General features: G+C 62.2%; 21 protein-coding genes. 6 read left to right on the forward strand and 15 right to left on the reverse strand.

Annotated elements, in window-relative coordinates; all coding sequences use genetic code 11:
- Nucleotides 1-201: 201 nt before the first annotated feature.
- Together IPF49_19550 and IPF49_19555 are read right to left on the reverse strand one after the other, a co-directional pair.
- A complete protein-coding gene (locus IPF49_19550) occupies nucleotides 202-621 on the reverse strand; it encodes a PPOX class F420-dependent oxidoreductase (protein MBK6289783.1) in 420 nt (139 codons plus the stop codon).
- Nucleotides 622-637: 16 nt separating this feature from the next.
- Nucleotides 638-1129, reverse strand: a complete 492-nt coding sequence (locus IPF49_19555) for a nuclear transport factor 2 family protein (protein ID MBK6289784.1) — start codon at nucleotides 1127-1129, stop codon at nucleotides 638-640.
- Nucleotides 1130-1449: 320 nt separating this feature from the next.
- Between IPF49_19555 and IPF49_19560 the strand changes: the two genes are divergently transcribed.
- The 4 genes from IPF49_19560 to IPF49_19575 all read left to right on the forward strand — a co-directional run bounded on the left by IPF49_19560 (nucleotide 1450) and on the right by IPF49_19575 (nucleotide 3965).
- Entirely contained in the window at nucleotides 1450-2148 is a 699-nt protein-coding gene (locus IPF49_19560) for a TetR/AcrR family transcriptional regulator (protein MBK6289785.1), read from the forward strand.
- Nucleotides 2149-2185: 37 nt separating this feature from the next.
- Entirely contained in the window at nucleotides 2186-2581 is a 396-nt protein-coding gene (locus IPF49_19565) for a hypothetical protein (protein ID MBK6289786.1), read from the forward strand.
- A gap of 45 nt (nucleotides 2582-2626) precedes the next feature.
- On the forward strand, nucleotides 2627-3331 hold the full coding sequence (locus IPF49_19570) for a succinate dehydrogenase iron-sulfur subunit (GenBank protein MBK6289787.1): 705 nt from the start codon (nucleotides 2627-2629) through the stop codon (nucleotides 3329-3331).
- 79 nt (nucleotides 3332-3410) lie between these two features.
- Nucleotides 3411-3965, forward strand: coding sequence for a hypothetical protein (locus IPF49_19575; protein MBK6289788.1), 555 nt, complete (start codon nucleotides 3411-3413; stop codon nucleotides 3963-3965).
- Between the two features lie 110 nt (nucleotides 3966-4075).
- Here the strand turns inward: IPF49_19575 and IPF49_19580 are convergent, their stop codons facing one another.
- The 13 genes from IPF49_19580 to IPF49_19640 all read right to left on the reverse strand — a co-directional run bounded on the left by IPF49_19580 (nucleotide 4076) and on the right by IPF49_19640 (nucleotide 16228).
- Complete coding sequence (locus tag IPF49_19580; protein ID MBK6289789.1) at nucleotides 4076-6403, reverse strand: TonB-dependent receptor; 2328 nt, start codon at nucleotides 6401-6403, stop codon at nucleotides 4076-4078.
- 333 nt (nucleotides 6404-6736) lie between these two features.
- Nucleotides 6737-7531 carry a CoA transferase gene (locus IPF49_19585; protein MBK6289790.1) on the reverse strand — a complete coding sequence of 265 codons (795 nt, stop codon included), beginning with the start codon at nucleotides 7529-7531 and terminating at the stop codon, nucleotides 6737-6739.
- Entirely contained in the window at nucleotides 7512-7988 is a 477-nt protein-coding gene (locus tag IPF49_19590) for a CoA transferase (protein ID MBK6289791.1), read from the reverse strand. The genes IPF49_19585 and IPF49_19590 overlap by 20 nt, the downstream gene beginning before the upstream one ends.
- A 30-nt stretch (nucleotides 7989-8018) precedes the next feature.
- The gene (locus tag IPF49_19595) at nucleotides 8019-9086 is read right to left on the reverse strand and encodes a TIGR03617 family F420-dependent LLM class oxidoreductase (GenBank protein MBK6289792.1); all 1068 of its coding nucleotides are present in this window, start codon (nucleotides 9084-9086) and stop codon (nucleotides 8019-8021) included.
- A 26-nt stretch (nucleotides 9087-9112) separates the two neighbouring features.
- Entirely contained in the window at nucleotides 9113-9892 is a 780-nt protein-coding gene (locus tag IPF49_19600; protein MBK6289793.1) for an enoyl-CoA hydratase/isomerase family protein, read from the reverse strand.
- Between the two features lie 52 nt (nucleotides 9893-9944).
- Nucleotides 9945-10370, reverse strand: coding sequence for an OB-fold domain-containing protein (locus tag IPF49_19605; GenBank protein ID MBK6289794.1), 426 nt, complete (start codon nucleotides 10368-10370; stop codon nucleotides 9945-9947).
- Nucleotides 10371-10387: 17 nt separating this feature from the next.
- Nucleotides 10388-11566: a transporter gene (locus tag IPF49_19610; GenBank protein MBK6289795.1), complete on the reverse strand. Its 1179-nt coding sequence runs from the start codon at nucleotides 11564-11566 to the stop codon at nucleotides 10388-10390.
- A gap of 10 nt (nucleotides 11567-11576) precedes the next feature.
- Nucleotides 11577-12485, reverse strand: a complete 909-nt coding sequence (locus IPF49_19615; GenBank protein ID MBK6289796.1) for an enoyl-CoA hydratase/isomerase family protein — start codon at nucleotides 12483-12485, stop codon at nucleotides 11577-11579.
- Nucleotides 12486-12521: 36 nt separating this feature from the next.
- Nucleotides 12522-13730 carry a CoA transferase gene (locus tag IPF49_19620; GenBank protein ID MBK6289797.1) on the reverse strand — a complete coding sequence of 403 codons (1209 nt, stop codon included), beginning with the start codon at nucleotides 13728-13730 and terminating at the stop codon, nucleotides 12522-12524.
- An 18-nt stretch (nucleotides 13731-13748) separates the two neighbouring features.
- Nucleotides 13749-14957, reverse strand: a complete 1209-nt coding sequence (locus IPF49_19625) for a CoA transferase (GenBank protein MBK6289798.1) — start codon at nucleotides 14955-14957, stop codon at nucleotides 13749-13751.
- Between the two features lie 350 nt (nucleotides 14958-15307).
- The gene (locus IPF49_19630; protein ID MBK6289799.1) at nucleotides 15308-15733 is read right to left on the reverse strand and encodes a type II toxin-antitoxin system VapC family toxin; all 426 of its coding nucleotides are present in this window, start codon (nucleotides 15731-15733) and stop codon (nucleotides 15308-15310) included.
- Nucleotides 15730-15969 carry a type II toxin-antitoxin system prevent-host-death family antitoxin gene (locus IPF49_19635; protein MBK6289800.1) on the reverse strand — a complete coding sequence of 80 codons (240 nt, stop codon included), beginning with the start codon at nucleotides 15967-15969 and terminating at the stop codon, nucleotides 15730-15732. The genes IPF49_19630 and IPF49_19635 overlap by 4 nt, the downstream gene beginning before the upstream one ends.
- Nucleotides 15970-16009: 40 nt before the next feature.
- Nucleotides 16010-16228, reverse strand: coding sequence for a hypothetical protein (locus IPF49_19640; protein ID MBK6289801.1), 219 nt, complete (start codon nucleotides 16226-16228; stop codon nucleotides 16010-16012).
- Between the two features lie 85 nt (nucleotides 16229-16313).
- Between IPF49_19640 and IPF49_19645 the strand changes: the two genes are divergently transcribed.
- Together IPF49_19645 and IPF49_19650 are read left to right on the forward strand one after the other, a co-directional pair.
- Nucleotides 16314-17357 carry an enoyl-CoA hydratase/isomerase family protein gene (locus IPF49_19645; GenBank protein MBK6289802.1) on the forward strand — a complete coding sequence of 348 codons (1044 nt, stop codon included), beginning with the start codon at nucleotides 16314-16316 and terminating at the stop codon, nucleotides 17355-17357.
- 199 nt (nucleotides 17358-17556) lie between these two features.
- The gene (locus tag IPF49_19650) at nucleotides 17557-17844 is read left to right on the forward strand and encodes a ferritin (protein ID MBK6289803.1); all 288 of its coding nucleotides are present in this window, start codon (nucleotides 17557-17559) and stop codon (nucleotides 17842-17844) included.
- The last annotated feature ends 9 nt before the right edge of the window (nucleotides 17845-17853 follow it).

The following is a 17853-nucleotide window of genomic DNA, read 5'->3' on the forward strand; positions in this document are numbered from 1 at the left end:
ATGACTTCGAGCGCGCCCGCTGCCGAACCGGAACCTGCAGCGCCCTGCGCCGCGGCGACAGCGGACATCGCGACCGGCGCGCACAGCGAGGCGATGATCAGGCCCGGAACACGACTCATGAACCGATGTTTCATTTTTTATTCCCCCAGGAAAAAATCATGTAACTGGATTTCGCCATCAGGCGGCCGATGCAATGAACTGTCACGGATCATGCGCATCGAGATTCACCGCACGTACCCGCGCCAGCTCAAGTGTCACGGTCACGCGTTCGTCTCCCGGCCTGTCGAATGGATAGCGTTCGAGGCCAAAGTATTTCGCCGCCACGCTATCGATGAATTCGCGCCGAACATCGTCCGTCAGCCCGACCTGGCCGCGTAATTCGAGATAACGCCGCGAATCATGCGGATCAACGATCAGCGCCGTGAGACAGGGGTCTGCCACCAGGCACTTGTACTTGTGATAGCTTTTCAGCGTGCTGAAACGGAACCTGCCCTCCGCCCAGAGAAAGGACACCAGGTTGTTTGCCAGCAGACCATTCGGCAATTTGTGAGCGACGCAAGCCAGCGCCTTGCTCTGCACAATGTCTTTATGACTGTCGGGTATCACACATGCCAGTTGCATCGGCTCGACCTTGCGGCTAGTTTGCGGGCGGCTCGTCGGCAAGAAAGTAATTCAGCGACTGTATGCGACCATCCTTGACGGTAAAGAGGTCGATTACGTGCAGCGAAGAGCCGTCGGAAAGACCGATATGGATCTCCGCCGCCACCCGCGACCCGTCAGAGAGCAATGGCCCGGCATTTCGCGGCTGCGGGCTGCCTGATGCGATGGACTCGGTGTAGAACTTCCTGATCGCTTCACTGCCCGTTGTGCGCCTCCCCAAGCCCAGCAACAGCGCATCGGGGTGAAACAGATCGACGACGCTGATATCGCCGTTGCGCATCAACGCAAAATACTTTTCCACCACGGCGATCGCGGGATCTGAAGCCTGCATGACGCTCACCCTGTCTGTTTCCGGTTGTTGATGATTTACGGGTATGGGAGTTTCTGATACCGCTGCCATTGCCGGTTGGCCACAAGCGATGACGATGAGCAGGAGGCTCATTCGATTCAGTTTTGTCTTGAACCACATCGCGGTCACCATCCAGTCGAAAAATGATCACTGCCACCACCGCCTTTACGGCATCGCGACCGCCAAGGATTCCGGTTGCGATCACGGTTGGCCTGCTCTGATTGACACGTCATCGACATTGCTTTTGATAATATATTCTTATTATTTAAAGTCAATATTTAAATAATATATGATTATTTAATTTATTATAAATAATAAATGATCTGTTTTTTTGGTGCGTAAATTTGTTATTCTGCCGAAGGTCAACGCTTTCGGAGCGTTGCCAATCACCAATTCCATCAGTTGTCGGACATCAGTGCTGAAGAGGGCTCACGGATCATATGAGGCAAGCGGATAACAAGGCGAAGCGCACTGACACTACCCGCGCGCTGATCATCGGCACGGCCGAGAAATTGTTTGCGGAGCATGGTGTCAGCGGCGTCACCATCAACAGCATCAACCAGGCCGCAGGACAAAAGAACAGCAATGCCGTGCGCTACCATTTTGGCGACAAGACCGGCCTGTTGCTGGCGATCATCGACAAACACCTCGAACAAATTGCCGAACACCGCAAGATCATGCTGAAGAATCTGGCCAGGAGGGGGAATCACAGCCTGCGGGACCTGGTCGAAACCCTGGTGCACCCGATTGCCCGGCAAATGAACGAGCCCGGCGGAGGAGAGGCATTCATCCACATCAACGCCGAATTCATTACCGTCAAAGCGTTCAGTTTCTACAAGGAAATAGACAACCCCATCCGCGTTCACTTCGAGGACCAGCTGATCTTGCTGTTCCAGGCACACCTGTCGCACCTGCCGAAAATATTGCATATGCAACGAATGATCCTGGTGTCGGGAATGATCTACAACAGCCTCTCCAGTCACGCCCGCATCCGTCATCAGCTGCCGGCAGACAACCCGGTCATCGATTTCGATCTTGCCGTCTGCAACCTGGTGGACGCCATCGTCGCAATCCTGTCCAGCCCGGTTTCCGACGAGGCGGCAAAACTGATCTCGCGCAAACCGGTTGCGAAATCATGAACGCGCATCCGGCGCTTTCGTCTGGTACCTGTCGCCCATGAAATTGCTGCTCAAACTGCTGATTGCATCCATCGGCCTGCTATATCTTCTGATCTGGTTGCGGTTGATGACCGATCCGGGTGCGATGCTCGAGCAGTTTGCGCTCGTACCGGAGGGCATTGCGGGTCTCAACTCACTGCGCGCCAATGTCGGCGTATTGTTCTGTGCCGGAACGCTGTTTTGCTTTCTGTCACTGCGCGCAAATGGTCACTGGTGGTTGCTGCCTGCGGCGGCGCTGACCGGAGGTGCTGCCCTCGGCAGGCTGATCGGCATGGCGATGGATGGAATCGCCTGGGAATCCATGACGGGGCTGCTGTTCGAACTGGCGATCATCGCAATATTCCTGCTGGCGTACCGGGCCCTCGGAGGCACCGCTTCCCGATCAGCTGATTAGTGCTACCGATTGAATCCAGGCGATGCAGGGCTTAATCTGCCACCCATGCTGATCGAAATCTATCGCTACAACCCGGAGACCGATGCGCAGCCGCGCATGCAGTCCTTTGATTACGATCCACCACAGGGTCGTGATGTGATGGTGCTCGATCTGCTCGAGCATCTCAAAGTCGAAGACCCGACTCTCACCTTCAGGCGCTCCTGCCGCGAAGGCGTGTGCGGCTCGGACGGCGTCAACATGAACGGCGGCAACGGACTGGCCTGCGTCACCCCGATCTCGCAGGTGATCGCCAACGACAAGCTGGTGATCCGGCCACTGCCGGGACTGCCGGTGATTCGCGACCTCGTGGTCGATATGGAGCAGTTCTGGCAGCAGTACGCGCGCGTAAAACCGTATCTGATCAACCACGACCCGACACCTGCCATTGAACGCCTGCAATCCCCGGAAGAGCGTGCCAGGCTCGACAACCTGTACGAATGCATCCTGTGCGCCTGTTGCTCGACGGCCTGCCCCTCGTGGTGGTGGAACCCCGACCGGTATGCGGGCCCCGCGGCGCTGCTGCAAGCGTACCGCTTCCTGCAGGACAGCCGGGACACCGCCACCGCCGAGCGCCTGGCGGATCTGGACGATCATTTCAGCGTGTTCCGCTGTCGTGGGGTCGGTAACTGCAATGTCTACTGCCCCAGGGGGCTCGAGCCGCTGAAGGCCATCGATGCCATCAAACTGAGAATGCTTGAACGCGGCAGCTAAATGGCTTTGCTGTGCGGGCAGCGACGGCTGCCGTCGTCCCGGGCACGCGCGCGAGACCGTGCAAGCGAGAGGTGATGGGTTGAGCAGGGAATCAGGTCGCGAGAAATCCCGTCGAACACCGGGCGCAACGCGCGAGTACGCCTCGCCCGCGTGCTCCAGGCACGAATTCGAGGGCGCGGAACCCGCGTATTTCAACCGCACGGAGTTGCTGGCACTGCTGAACGAGCTGCTGGAAGGAGAGCGCGCCGGCGCACGCGGACTGATCGAGATGCAACATGACTGCGACGATTCCGAACTCGGAAAGCTGTTGCACCAGGTGGCCAGGGACGAGGCGCGATTCTGCGCGATGCTGGGTGCTCATTGCGCGCGCCTCGGCGCCGAACCGAGCCGTGCGACGGGTGTGTTTTTCGACAAGCTGCGGGCACGCGCGACACTCGCGGAAAAATTCGTGCTGCTCGATCGCGGGCAGTCGGCGGTGGTGCTCCGGCTTGAGGCCAGCATCCCGCGCATCGAGCACGATGGCCTGCGTACCGATTTCATGGAGATGCGCGACGTGCATATCGCGAACATCGAGCGTTGCGCGCGTTATGCCGGTATCGAACCCGGAATACGCTTCGAATCGCGCAAGCCGTGAACTCCGGTACGTCCTGTTGCCGGCAGTTCAGGGCTTTGGAGCCAGCCCCGTTTTGACCCATGCAGCCGGGTGCCGCAGCGCCGCCTCAGGCAGCGCTGTGGCACCGGGTGCTACATCGAGCCGAACCGGTAACTGACGTCCACGCCATAGGTGCGCGGCTCGCCCCACTGACTGGTGCTTGCACGCCCCAGACCGATGCCGGTCAGGTCGAATTCGTAGCCGCCGATCTTGTACTCCTCGTCGGTGGCATTACGTACCCAGCCGGAGATACTGAGGCGGCCGTCGCCAAGCGCGATGTCGTCATAGCCAAGGCGCAGGTTCAGGATGTCGTAGCCGTCCTGCGCGAGATCTTTGTTGCCGCTGATCTTCGGCGTGAACACCAGATCGCTCATGCCGGACCAGTCGATCCGCGCGCGCAACTCGCCGTTGTCGCTGAATTTGGGAAAGGTATAGTTCAGGGACACGTTGTAGCTGTGCTCCGGCGTGTACTCGAAGGCACGGTCGTTCGAGATATCGCTGAGCGCACCGGTGTTATTGTCGAAGGAAAGGAACTCGTCGTACTCGGGATCGACATAACCATAACCCGCGGTGATATCGAGCCCCGGAACCAGCATGATCACGGTCTCGACTTCCAGCCCCTTTATGGTTGCCGAAGCGGCATTCTGCACCACGGTCGAATAGCCGCCCTGGGCGCCGCCGTCCACCGCGTTGACCTGCGCCTGCATATCGCTGAGATCTTCGTAGAACACGCTCATGTTGAAGCGCAGCCGGTTGTCGAGCCACATCGACTTGATGCCGGCCTCGTAGCTGTCGACCTGCATATCGTCGTAGGGTCCCCACTGCAGCGGCGTGGAACTGCGGGCGTTGAAACCCCCGCTCTTGAATCCGCGGGTGAAACTGACATAGCTCATCAGATCGTCGGTCCACTGGTAATTCAGCACCACGCGCGGTGACCACCCCGAATCATCGATCTTGGTCGGAATTGATGCCGGATAACCCCCATAGGTCTGCGCCCAGGTATCGAGATAGGTGAAACCCGCACCCCCGTCCGTCGTGACACTGTGATTCTGCTCGCGCTCCTCGTCGGTGTAGCGTACACCGAGCGAAGCGGAGAATTTATCCGTGAAGTTCAGATCTACCTCGCCGTATGCTGCCAGGCTGGTATTGTCGATATCGGTGTAGAACTCCTGGCTCAGATCGAACAAGTCGATCATCTGCGTATTGACGAAATCGCCGTCCTCGTTGAAGTAGAACAGCCCCCCCACGAAATCGACAAAGCCGTCAAAGCCGCTTCCCGTGAGCTGGAATTCCTGACTGGTCGAATCCAGCGTGAAGTGGTCAGGAATGTTGAACAGCAACGGTGTCGTGGTGCCAAAGGCGTTGTTGACCAGGTAGTTCTCCGACTCGCGATAGCCGGTGATGGATTTCAGCACCAGGTCCGTGAACACACCGGCGTCGCCAAACTCGTAGCTCATCGTCAAGCCATGACCCTCGAGATCCACATCATTGCGCGATACCCCCCAGCTGGTGACCTTGTCCTCGCGATGGGGACGCACGTTATCGCCATGCAGCAAGCCCAGAACGCCGGTCGCCGAATTCAGCTGCGGGACCATCGCGTGCTCGCGTTTCTCCTGCCAGTCATAGGCATAATCGAGTGTGAAGCGCTCATTGGGTGTCCAGCGTACGGCGCCACGCAATGCGTTGTTGTCCTCGCTCCAGATATCCTCACCCAACGTGTTTTTGACAAAGGGATCACGGTTCTTGCTGAGCACCGCCACGCTGGCCGCAAGGCCATCCGTCACCGGGAATTCGAGATAGGCCTTGCCGTTGAGGCGGCCATAGTCACCGACGGTTACCATCGCTTCACCACCGAGCTCACCGGTGGGTTTGCGCGTGTTCAGCAGCACGGCACCACCAACCGTGTTCTTGCCGTAGAGCGTGCCCTGCGGGCCGCGCAGCACTTCCACCCGCTCCAGAGATACCATATCGAACAGGGATCCGATCGACTTGCCGATATAGACACCATCGAGGTAGATGCCGACCATCGGGTCCTCGGTGATCGTGAAGTCGGTACGACACAAGCCGCGCATGCAGATCAGCGTACCGTCATCGCCGCCGGTGTTGGGCATGATCATCAGGTTCGGGGTCATCTCACTGAGATGCGAAACATCGGTGACGCCGATCTCCGCGATGTCCTTCGCGCTGAACGCGGTCACCGACACCGGCACTTCCTGCAGGCTTTCCTCGCGCCGGCGCGCGGTGATCGTCATTTCCTCGATCTGCCAGGATCCGGAGGGCTCCGCTCCACCCTGCGCCGCGGCACCCGGTGCGTTGGCCGCACCCAGGGCAGCCATCCCGATCGCGAGCGCGAGGGTCCTGGAACGAAATCGCTCACGCGTGGTGGCGCCTTTGACCCTGAGATCGATTGATGCGGACATATGGATACCCCTTGAAGTCATGTTGATCGGCACGCGTGCGACGGCTTCCCGACCGGTGCCGGCACTATCGCTCGCGATTTACACGCATCGCCTGCCACCCGCGATTGACGGGGCGGCGATCCATTTCAAAGTGTAGTGGCGCAGGCGCGGTGCGCGCTCGACGCCATGAAGCACAATCGGACAAAAAAGTATCCATTCAGGACATCCGGGAACTTCGGCAAACGGGGACAGATTTCGTTCTCTCCCGCAACCACGTGCCCGCCGCGCGCCGCCAGCCGCCCTCGATCGAGGCACTTTCGACAGTTGTTCCAACGCCGGGCTGGTGCCGTGAAACTACCTGGATTTGTTCCGCTCCAGGCGCCGTCTTTCGATTTCGCCGTGATCGGCCACCAGTCCTTCGCGTACCAGCGCCGCCGCCTCCTCTGCGCTGTAGCCGAGTTCGCCGAGCAGCTCGAAGGTGTGCTCTCCAAGCAACGGCGGGTGCAGTCGCACGCTTCCCGGGGTTTCATAGAAGCGGATCGGCACGCCGGTCACCCGCACTTCGCCGAGCAGCGGATGGCTGGTCGGCACGATCATGTTGTTGTGCAGGATCTGGGGATCACGCACCACGTCCTCGACCTGGTTGATTGGCGCCGTGAGCACATCGGCCGCGATCAGTTTCGGGAGGAGTTCCTCGCGCGTGTACGCCTGCGTGCGCTCGGCGACCACGCGATCGAGCTCGTCCTGATTCGTCAGCCGCGCCGCGATATCGTGAAAGCGTGGATCGGTGTCCCAGTCGACCTCGAGCGCGCGGCACAGCTTGACGAAGAATTTCTCGCCCGGCGTGGTGATCACGACGTGTCCGCCGTCGCGCGTCGGATAAACGCCCGAGGGCGCGAAATACAGGCTGCGGTTTCCGGTACGTACCGGCGCCTCCCCGGTCGCGAGATAGGTGCCGATCGAGCTCGCCTGCGCATGCATCAGCGCATCGAGCAGCGAGACTTCCACACGCTGTCCGGCACCGGTGCGGTCACGCACACGCAGCGCCGCCTGGGCCGCATTGGCGACCAGCAGCGAGGTGATCACGTCGACCGCGGGGAAACCGGTGCGCACCGGCTCGCCATCCGGGTCACCGTTCAGCGCCAGCACACCGGCATAACCCTGGGCGAGAAAAGTCGATGCCCGGACGGCCCGCGTAGGGACCGTCCGGACCGAACGCGGTGACACCGACCCACACGATATGGGGTTTGAGCACGGCCACCTGCTCGTAGTTGAGGCCGAGCTTGCTCAGCGCCGGCTCGCGGATATTGCTGATCAGCACATCGGCGGTGCGCACCAAACGCGCAAACACCTCGCGCGCACCCTCCTCGCGCAGATCGATCACGATGTCGCGCTTGTTGCGATTCAGGCTGAGATAGGGACCGCGCTCGGTGCCGCGCAGCGGGCCGAGGTGACGGCTCTCATCGCCGTAGTGCGATTCCACGCGAATCACGTCGGCACCGAGATCCCCGAGCAGCGTGGCACCGTAAGGGCCCGCGAGCATGGTCGAGATATCGAGCACGCGCAGCCCTTCCAACGGTCCAGCCGACGGTTTTTGTTCACTCATGGTAGAGATTTCCTGGTGTGGGCCGGCACATCAGGCGTGCAGGCGTTGAACCGTTTCGCGCACGAAATCGGTATCGGCTTGCGCCGCCGGCGGTAGATCGATCAGCACGGTGTCGAACAATCCCGCCACACGCTCACGCAGACGATCCGCGAATTCATCGAAGCGCGCGATGACGGCCCATTGTTCCAGCATATCGTCGCGGATCAGCGCCGGCATCTCGGCCCACTTTCCCGCGAGCGAAAGGCGGTGCAACTCGAGCCCGACCTCTTCCCAGCCATGGAATGCGAGCACCGCATGATAAGAGCGAGTGGAGGCGTAGAACGAAATCTGCTGGCGTAGCGCGTCCTTGGCTTTCTGCACCGCCTCCTCGTCGCGCCCGAGCGCCAGAAACGGCGCCCCGGTCAGTTCGAAATCCGTGCGCTCGCGTCCCGCCTTCATCAAGCCCGCATCGATCGCAGGCAGCAGCACCGAACGCGTGTAGTCGAAGGTTCCCACCGGATGCAGCCGCAAGCCCTCGCAGAGCTCACCGGCGAGACGCGCCATGTACGGATTGACCGCCGCGACCTGGATCGGGATATCGGGATGCGCGATCGGTCCCGGGTTGAAAAACGGCGGGATCATCGTGAAGCGGTAGTGCTTCCCCTCGAAATACTGCGGGTTTTTCGGGTCCTGGAACGAGCGGAATATCGCGCGCAGGCACTGCACGTACTCACGCATCCGTGGCCCGGGAGCAGACGGCCAAGGCGTGGAATAGCGGCGCTCGTTGTGGCCCTTGATCTGGGTGCCGATGCCGAGCACAAAGCGTCCCTGAGAATAATGCTGCAGATCCCAGGCACATTGCGCGGTGACCATGGGGCTGCGCGGAAACGCGATCGCGACATTGGTGCCGAGACGCACCCGCGTGGTGTGCTCGGCGGCAACCGCGAGCGGCAGGTACGGATCATGTCCAGCCTCGGGTGTGGTGATGCCGTCGAAGCCGAGATTCTCGAGCGTGCGCGCGCGTTCAGCGATGCGCGCGAGCGCCGTGCCGGCCTGCCCCTTCCCGGCATACTGGGCTGTGTCCGGCCCCATCATCACGGTCTCGACGCGCAGTGTCATGAGTGCTCCCTTGTCACGCGTGGGCCTCAGCGTCCCTTGAACTCGGGTTTGCGCTTCTCCATGAATGCACGCGGCCCCTCGGTCGCGTCATAGGAGCCGAACACGCGCGCGCCGATGGCTTTTTCCAGCACGAAACCCGGCTCCAGGTTAGCCTGGCGCAGCACGATCTCCTTGGCCGTGCGCACCGCGAACGGACTGTTCAGGCAGATCTTTTCCGCGATGCGCAGCGCCTCGTCCATCAGTTGCTCGCGCGGCACCACGCGGTTGATCAACCCGATGTCATAGGCGCGGCGCGCATCGATATTCTCGCCCGTGAGCAGCAGCTCCATCGCCACCGCCCAGGGGATTTGCCGCGGCAGGCGCACATGTGTGCCGCCGGTGGGCACCAGGCCGAAGCGCACTTCGCCGAGGCCGAAGGTCGCATGCTCGGAAGCGATGCGGATATCGGTACCCTGCATGAATTCCATGCCACCGGCGATGCAGAAACCGTTCACGGCGGCAATGATCGGTTTGAACACATCGGAGAACGGGCGCTTGGTATGATCCGAATAGCCCAGTTGCTCGCCCGCGTTCAGTCGCGGGATTGCTTCCTGCAGATCCATGCCGGCGCAAAATGCCTTCTCGCCGGCGCCGGTGAGAATCGCGACCCACAGCTCGTCGTCGTTCTGGAAGTCGGCGAAACAGGCATCCATCGCCGCGAGCATCTCGACGGTGAACGCATTCATGGCACGCGGCCGGTTGATGGTCATCAGCGCGATGTGGCCGCGCTTTTCGTAGCCAAATGTTTCCGGCAGTTCCAATGTCATCTGCTGTTTCTCCCCTGCGCTGATTGGTTGATCCGTTGTCGCCACGCGGTGCTCAGCCCGGCCTGCGGCGAAAACGCGGCAGGCTGACCTCGGGCGTCACCGCCTCGAATTCCACCTCGACCGGCAGGCCGATCACGAGCTCCTGCGGCGCGCAGTCGACCATGTTGCCGAGCAGGCGCACGCCCTCTTCCATCTCCACCACCACCGGCGCCAGCGGCGTGTCGTTCGCGAATGCCGGATGCAGCGCGCGCTGCACCACGGTCCAGGTGTAGACAGTGCCGCGTCCGCTGGAGCGCGCCCATTCCCAGGCGAAGGAATTGCATTGCGCGCAGAGCTCGCGCGGCACATGACGAAACGTTCCGCAATCGGTACAGCGCTGGAAGCGCAGCTCGCCCTGGCGGCACCACGCATAGAACTCGCCGCTCAGCCCCTCCAGCACGGGCAGCGGTTTGGCGTAAGGCAGGGCATCGTTGCTCATCGGGTTCCGCTCCTTCGCTAGCGTCGCAGAATCGCGATGCTGCCATCGCCGAAATCGCCCCAGCCGGTGACCACGCCGATCTCGGCATCCGCCACCTGGCGCGCCCCGGCCGTGCCGCGCAATTGCTTGACTGCCTCGACGATATGGCCGATGCCGAGCGAGTGCGCGTGCGACAACAATCCGCCATGGGTATTAACCGGCAGCCGGCCACCGAGCTCGATCGCCCCGTTCTCGACGAAGGCTCCGCCTTCGCCGCGTGCGCAGAAGCCGGCCTCCTCCAGTTGCTGTATCACCTCGAAGGTGAAGCAATCATAGATCTGCGCGAAATCGGCATCGGCCGGTGTGACGCCCGCCATCCGGAACGCTTCGGGCGCGGCGTTGGTGAGTCCGGTACGGTGGAAATCCTGGCGGTTGATGATCTCGTCGGCAGGATAGGGTTGCCCGGCGGCCGCGCCCATGATGTAGACCGGCGGCTTGCCGAGATCGCGGGCGCGCTCCACCGTGGTGACGATGCAGGCCGAGGCACCATCCGTCTCGAGACAGCAGTCATTCACGCGGTAGGGATCGGCCAGCATCGGCGAGGCGAGGTAGTCGGCCAGCGTGAGCGGCTTGCCGTGCATCAGCGCGGCGGGGTTCAGTTGCGCGTGGCGCCGCATCGCTACCGCGACCGCACCCATCTGCTCGTGGGTGGTGCCATATTCGTGCATGTGGCGCCGCGCCATCAGCGCGTACCACTGTGGCGGCGCCGTGAGACCCTGCGGCAGGTAGTAATCCCAGGCGATTGCGCCACCGGGGATGGAATGCTTGTCGGAGCTGACGGTCTCGCGCACGCGCGCACCGGAGTATCCGTTCCAGCCCCCGGGAATCAGCACGTAGTTCGCCGCGCCGCTGGCAACCGCCATCGCGGCCATGCGCAGCGAGGCAACCGGCGCCGCGCCGCCCATGTGGATGATCGCGGCGAAGCGCAGATTCTCCGCCCCCAGATTCGCGGCGAGGGACTCGCACTTGCCGACATTCGGGAACGCCAGCACGCCGTCGATCTGCTTGCCGTCGAGGCCGGCATCCTGCAACGCCGCGACCGCAGCGTGCAGCTGCAGCGCTTCCTCGCTGAGTCCCGATCCGGGCTTGCGGCAGTAGGTGGTCTCCCCGATGCCTACGATGCAGGCCTTGTCCTTGAACACGATTTCACCTTTCATTCACAACGAATCAGTTCTTGTGCTGCGCCTCGTAGTCCGCGAGCAGTTGCGCGCGCGCCTCGGCTTCGCGCCGGCGGATATCCCAGAATTCGGGCTTGCGCTTGGCCATGAATGCCGCACCGCCTTCCTTGCCCTCGGGCATGTCGAACCAGTCGGGGTACATCCCGGCCGAGGTGATGCACGGATCGCGGTAACCGTCCATTTCCTGGTCGAACGCGGCTTTCAGCACCTCCAGGCATCCCGGGCTGAGCGCCAGCATTTCCGCGCACCACTGATCGACTTCCGCCTCGAGCCGCTCCAGCGGCACCACGCAGTTGACCAGCCCCATCTCGAGCGCCTGCGCCGCCGGATACTTGCGGCACAGCATCCACATTTCGCGCGCCTTCTTCGCGCCCACGACCTTGCTCAGGTACGGCACGAAGAAGCCGTCGGCGGGCGAGGAGACGCGCGGACCAGCCTGGCCGAACACGGCGTTGTCGGCCGCGATGGTGAAGTCGCAGCAGTAAGCCATGTGGTTGTGACCGGCAAGGCAATAACCCTGTACCTGGGCAATGATCGGTTTGCGCGACATACGCATCAAGCGGTTGTGCGGGTAGCGGTTGTAGAAGGCCTCGCGCAGGCCCCAGCGTTCCCATTCGACATCGCCACCGGCGCCGAAATGCTTGCCGCTGGCGGCGACGATGATCACACCGACCATGGGATCGTGGTTGGCGTCGTAGAACGCACGGAACATCTCGTCGACGGTGGCGAGCGTCAGCGTGTTCATCTTGTCGGGCTTGTTCAGCGTGATGCGGGCCACGCCGCCGCCGCTCGCCAGGTGGGTCTTCTTCTGGTAGGCAATCTCCACAAAGTTATCGAGCCCGTCGCCACCCGGGGTGCGCCACCCGCTCCAGTTCGCTGTCGCTTCGCCTTCATTCATCGATCACTGCCTCCGTTGCGGCTGATTGGGCTCATTTCAGGGAATCGCGCCCGCAGCCTTGAATGCCTCGATTTCGTCCCAGGAATATTCCAGCAGATCCATCATCAGCAGCTCCGTGTCCTGCCCCAGCTGTGGACCCAGCGTGTTCACTTCGCCCGGTGTCTTCGACAGCGCGACCGGCAGGCCGCGCACATCGACCTCACGTCGCACTTCCTCGCAGTAGGCCTTCATCAGGTAGTCGTTGTCCCAGGCCTGCGGATCCTTGATTACATCGGCCAGCGTGTTGACCGGTGCCGCCACCACCCCATGCTCCGCGCAGCGCGTGAGCAGCGTGTCGTGGTCGAGCCCCGCGCTCAGCGTCTCGAATTCCGCGATCAGGTCGACGTTGTTCGCCACGCGTGCCGCAGCGGTCGCAAAACGCGGATCCCCGATCAGCTTGCCATCACCCAGCGCCGCACACAGCAGCCGGAAGCGCGCATCCTCGTTCGGCTCGCATACGTAGACCCACTTGCCGCGGGTCGGATAGAGATTCCACAACGGGTTCGGCGCCGCGCGCCGCGAGTGCTGCAGTGCCCGGTCACCGTTGCCGGCAAGATAGGACTGCAACTGCGGCGCCGCGAGGTAGAGCTGTGCGCCGTAGAGCGAGGCATCGATGCACTGTCCATGGCCGCAGCGGTTGCGCTGATAGAGGGCCAACACGATCGCAAAAGCCGACATGATGCCGCCGTAGGCATCACCCGATCCCATGCCAAGGTAGATCGGCGGCTGACCGGGCTCGCCGAGACGCGCCATGATGCCGGTAAGCGCCTGCACGGTCATGTCGAACGATGGCCGCGATACCCCGCCGAAGCGGCCGTAGCCGGTATTGGTCGCATAGACCAGGCGCGGATTGATCTCCTTCAGCTTCGCCCACGACAGGCCCCAGCCGTCCAGCAACTCGGGCGACATGTTCGACAGGAACACATCGGATTTCTCCACCAGGCGGTACATGATCTGCTGCCCCTCGGGCTTGCGCAGGTCGATCACCAGGCTTTTCTTGTTGCGGTTGATGACCAGGAAATACTGGTTCCAGTCGCCGATCTCCAGCGATTTGATGCTGCGCACGCCGCGTGCCTGATCACCGCCCTGCGGGCGCTCGACCTTGATCACGTCGGCGCCGAAATCGGCCAGGAACTGCGCCGACACCGGGCCCTGGAACCAGACCGTGAGGTCGATGACGCGAATGCCTTCCAATGCTCTTGCCACGATGGACCTTCCGTATGCTCAGGCAATGACGCCTTCGGCGCCGAGTTCGTGGATCTTCTCCGCCGGGTAACCCAGCAGCTCGTGCAGCAATTCGACGGTGTGCTGTCCGCGGCACGGCGCAAGGCTCGCCAGGCGTGCCGGGGTCTCGCTCATGAAGATCGGGAATCCCAGGCTCTTCAGTGCACCGTGAGTCGGGTGATCGAGCCCGATGATGTAGCGGTTGGCCCGTGCCTGGGGGTCGTTCGCCGGGTAATCGAAGCGCTCGATCACATCGGCCGACATCCCCTTGGCGGCGAACTGCGCGCGCCAGTGGCTGCCGGGAGCGCGCGCGAACCCTTCCTCGAGCGCGTGTATCAGTTCGAGGCGATTGGTCTCGCAGCGCTTCTCATGCGTGTCGAAGCGCGGGTCAGCAACGTCGAGACCGACGCTCGCGGCGAGATCCGGCCACCAGCGATCGGTGTCGGGCATCGTCAGCGTGACCCAGCGCCCGTCGGCACTCGGGTACAGCGAACCCGACATCGGGTTCGACACATCGAGACGCGAGATCGGGTTCAGCAGGCGATCGCCCTTGCCGATCGCGAGAAAGGCCTGCAGGTCGAGACTTGCACTGTACATATTGGCTGCGAACAGCGAGGTGTCGACCTGCTGCCCCTCGCCGCTTTGCTGCCGATGCACCAGCGCGGTGACGATGCCAAAAGCGAGCAGCACCGCCGAGTGCATCGCACCGGCGCCGGCATACACCGGCGGTTCGCCCGGCTGCTGCACGATCGGCATCATGCCGGTGCGCGCCGCCGCGAGTTCGTCGATCGCCGGCAGATCCCGATCCTTGCCGCGCGGCCCGAAGCCGGAAATACGCGCCACGATGATATCGCCGCGCTGCGCCACCACGGAGCCGTAGTCGAGACCGAATGCGGCAAGTTCCGCGAGCGGCCAGTCGGTGACAATCACGTCGCAGCGCGCAACCAGCTCGGCCAGCACCACGCGACCGCGTTCGAGCGCAGGGTCGAGCGCGAAGCTCTGCTTGTTGCGGTGGATCAGGTCGGCCTCGTGGTTCCAGGCGCCGGGCAGCGGCGCATCGGTGCCGCTCACGGTAGTGCGCGCTTCGCCTGCCAGCGATTCGAAACGGATCACGCGGGCGCCGAAATCAGCCAGGAACGCAGCGGCCATGGACGATGCGAAGTTGCGCGTCAGGTCCAGCACCACGATATCGTCCAGCGCACCACTCATCGTCGATACCCACCCGTTTTCATCATGGAGACAGCAGGCGCCCGGTGCCCCTGCTACCCTGCGTCATCGGATCCATCACATCCACCAAGGGACATGGGAGCCCGGCGCGATACCCGTATCCTAATCGCTGCGCCGGATCGGGCTCGTTCTAGAGCGCATCAATTCCGGCCTTCGCGATTTCATTTCCGGACATTGCTGCTCACGCCGCAACGGGTACGGCGGGCACAGCCCCTACAATACACTTGCGGCACACCGGCTCGCCATCCGGATCACCGATCAGCGCCAGCACGCCTGCATAACCCTTGGCGAGAAAAAAGGAAGTCGTCGACGGGCTGGCACCGTTCCTTGCATCAGCGCAGGTAAATAGTCACGTCGGATTTTCTCGCGGCCCTGCGAAGATCCTTGTCGAGTGTGGCAAGGGGCAAGCCCTCGCGCAGAGCCAACTCCAGATAGGCGGCGTCATAACTGCTCAATCGATAAGCCAGCGCCAAGGCAATGGTATGGCCGAAAACCTGGTTTGCCGTCAGTGCGTCTACCGTTATGCGCAAATTCTCCAACTGCGCGGTGAAGCGCTCTATCTCTCCAATCTCGACGTTCTCGCGCAGACAGGCACCGAGCAGAACATTCGCGGCTTCCAGATGCCAAAGATTGGGCACGACGGCCTCGGCAGTCGTCATGGACCTCAAAACAGCCTCGGCATAACGCTGATCCGTTGCCTTGTCACTGGCGAGCAACCAGCGCATGGCGACTGAATTGTCCAGCACAAAGCTGGTCATTTGCGACCCCGTTCCTTGAGTTCGGCCAACTCGTTGCTGGAAATCACATGCTTTCTGGCTTTCAGCATATTGGTGACAGCGGCTTCGGCACGCAGATCGGTACCCGCGCGGCTGGGGATCAGATCCGCCACCGGCTTGCCTCGATTGGTGATCGTGAATCTCTCTCCTGCTTCCACGCGACGAAGGATTTCCGGGAGCTTTGTTTTAGCGTCATACGATCCGATTTCTTCATTCATGGAGGTTTTCCGATCATTGGCACTAGACCAGTGTACTAGTCTATCGGCTTCGTCTCAAGATCGATCGGCCGACAGTCGCCCAGGTCTGAAATACCTGCGCATGCTGTGTCTGGACCAGCATGACCTCGTCGCGCGGGCCATGGTGCAGTGCCAACCGTTCGCTCAGATCGGATTGAAACGATGCAACACCGATATCGAGTTCCTTTGCGCAATCGATCAGCGCATCAATTCCGGCCTTCGCGATTTCATTTCCGGACATTGCTGCTCACGCCGCGACGGGTACGGCGGGCACAGCCCCTACAATACGCTCACGGCGCACGGGAATACACCGGGAGGGAAGTGCGATGGACCAGTCGATCACGGTGCAATCGCTGTCGGAAATCGCGATGCAACTCACCGACGCGCAGGATCTGGAGTGCTACTCAGCGCTGTTCGGGCAACCCCTGGTGCTGTTCGAGGCAAAACCAGACTCGCTGACCCTGGACGCCACGGCGCGCGCGACCTTGCATGCGCGCCTCGGCGAACTGCCGTGTCCGGTGATCGCGCTACAGGCGCCGGACCAACACCCGCCCGCCGCCGGGCTGACCGACTTCACCGACCTCGCGGATGTGGTGGTGAGCTCGCTCAGGGAAGCCCAATCACTGGTGCGCAACATCCGCGCCAATCCGCTCGCGGCGATGGTCCTGGTGCAGTTGTTGCGCCACAACGCGCGCGTCGGCATGAGCGACGGTCTGTTCGCGGAATCGCTGGCTTTTGCAACATTGCAGGGCGGCGCCGAGTTCCGCGCCTTCCTGCACTCGCGCGCGGCTGCCGGCGCCACGCCGGTGGCCCCGGCACCGGTTGATGAACCGGTGGTGCGACTCTCGCGCATGGACGATGTGCTCGGCATCACGCTGAACCAGCCCGAGCGGCGCAATGCATTTTCGATCGCCATGCGTGACGGTCTCATCGAAGGTTTGCAGTTGCTGGCCGAAGACCGCTCGATCAGGACCGCGATCATCGATGGCGCCGGTGCGTGCTTCTGTACCGGCGGCGACCTCGACGAATTCGGCCTCGCGGGTGACCCTGCCGCCGCGCACGCGATCCGCTCCACGCGCAATGCGGGCCGCCTGATCGCCGAGCAAGCCGCGCGCATCGAATGCCGCGTACACCGCGCCTGCATCGGCTCGGGTATCGAGCTGCCCGCCTTCGCCGGACGCATCGTGGCGCGCCCCGACACGATTTTCCAGCTGCCCGAAATCACCATGGGGCTGATACCCGGCGCCGGTGGCACCGTGAGCATTACCCGGCGCATCGGCCGTCAGCGCACGGCGTACATGGCGCTGTCGGCGCGGCGCATCAACGCGCAAACCGCCCTGGCCTGGGGCCTGGTCGACGCGCTCGAATAGACGGGCGTAACCACGCGGCCCAGGTCCATCACCGCGGGCTGAGGATCTGGATCGCGCGGGGCGAACCCGGCCGCACCAACGCAAATCAAGAGCATGAAAATTGACCTGCAACAACAAGAAATGCGGTCCATTCGCTATGATGGAAAAAGTGAACCTGACCGGTTTCATTGCAGTGATGGACAAGCAGAGAGGAAGTGCCATGACAAGTGTTGGTTATCATGAACCCCTGACCGAGCTTTCCGAGGCGACGCGTGACATGCATCGCGCGATCGTTTCGCTGATGGAGGAACTCGAGGCGGTCGACTGGTACAACCAGCGCGCGGACGCCTGCAAGGATCCGGAACTGCGCGCGATCCTCGCGCACAACCGTGACGAGGAAAAGGAGCACGCGGCGATGGTGCTGGAGTGGATCCGGCGCAAGGATGCCGTTTTCTCGAAGGAACTCAAGGAGTTTCTGTTCACCGACAAACCGATCGCCCACGAGTAAGTCGAAACC

The organism is Gammaproteobacteria bacterium (assembly GCA_016705365.1).
GTDB lineage: Bacteria > Pseudomonadota > Gammaproteobacteria > Pseudomonadales > UBA5518 > UBA5518.

Excerpts from the sequence above, each read along its gene's own strand:
- IPF49_19550 (MBK6289783.1), bottom strand. The coding sequence starts at position 621 with ATGCAACTGGCATGTGTGATACCCGACAGTCATAAAGACATTGTGCAG.
- IPF49_19555 (MBK6289784.1), bottom strand. The coding sequence starts at position 1,129 with ATGTGGTTCAAGACAAAACTGAATCGAATGAGCCTCCTGCTCATCGTC.
- IPF49_19560 (MBK6289785.1), top strand. The coding sequence starts at position 1,450 with ATGAGGCAAGCGGATAACAAGGCGAAGCGCACTGACACTACCCGCGCG.
- IPF49_19565 (MBK6289786.1), top strand. The coding sequence starts at position 2,186 with ATGAAATTGCTGCTCAAACTGCTGATTGCATCCATCGGCCTGCTATAT.
- IPF49_19570 (MBK6289787.1), top strand. The coding sequence starts at position 2,627 with ATGCTGATCGAAATCTATCGCTACAACCCGGAGACCGATGCGCAGCCG.
- IPF49_19580 (MBK6289789.1), bottom strand. The coding sequence starts at position 6,403 with ATGTCCGCATCAATCGATCTCAGGGTCAAAGGCGCCACCACGCGTGAG.
- IPF49_19590 (MBK6289791.1), bottom strand. The coding sequence starts at position 7,988 with ATGAGTGAACAAAAACCGTCGGCTGGACCGTTGGAAGGGCTGCGCGTG.
- IPF49_19595 (MBK6289792.1), bottom strand. The coding sequence starts at position 9,086 with ATGACACTGCGCGTCGAGACCGTGATGATGGGGCCGGACACAGCCCAG.
- IPF49_19600 (MBK6289793.1), bottom strand. The coding sequence starts at position 9,892 with ATGACATTGGAACTGCCGGAAACATTTGGCTACGAAAAGCGCGGCCAC.
- IPF49_19605 (MBK6289794.1), bottom strand. The coding sequence starts at position 10,370 with ATGAGCAACGATGCCCTGCCTTACGCCAAACCGCTGCCCGTGCTGGAG.
- IPF49_19610 (MBK6289795.1), bottom strand. The coding sequence starts at position 11,566 with ATGAAAGGTGAAATCGTGTTCAAGGACAAGGCCTGCATCGTAGGCATC.
- IPF49_19615 (MBK6289796.1), bottom strand. The coding sequence starts at position 12,485 with ATGAATGAAGGCGAAGCGACAGCGAACTGGAGCGGGTGGCGCACCCCG.
- IPF49_19625 (MBK6289798.1), bottom strand. The coding sequence starts at position 14,957 with ATGAGTGGTGCGCTGGACGATATCGTGGTGCTGGACCTGACGCGCAAC.
- IPF49_19630 (MBK6289799.1), bottom strand. The coding sequence starts at position 15,733 with ATGACCAGCTTTGTGCTGGACAATTCAGTCGCCATGCGCTGGTTGCTC.
- IPF49_19635 (MBK6289800.1), bottom strand. The coding sequence starts at position 15,969 with ATGAATGAAGAAATCGGATCGTATGACGCTAAAACAAAGCTCCCGGAA.
- IPF49_19640 (MBK6289801.1), bottom strand. The coding sequence starts at position 16,228 with ATGTCCGGAAATGAAATCGCGAAGGCCGGAATTGATGCGCTGATCGAT.
- IPF49_19645 (MBK6289802.1), top strand. The coding sequence starts at position 16,314 with ATGGACCAGTCGATCACGGTGCAATCGCTGTCGGAAATCGCGATGCAA.
- IPF49_19650 (MBK6289803.1), top strand. The coding sequence starts at position 17,557 with ATGACAAGTGTTGGTTATCATGAACCCCTGACCGAGCTTTCCGAGGCG.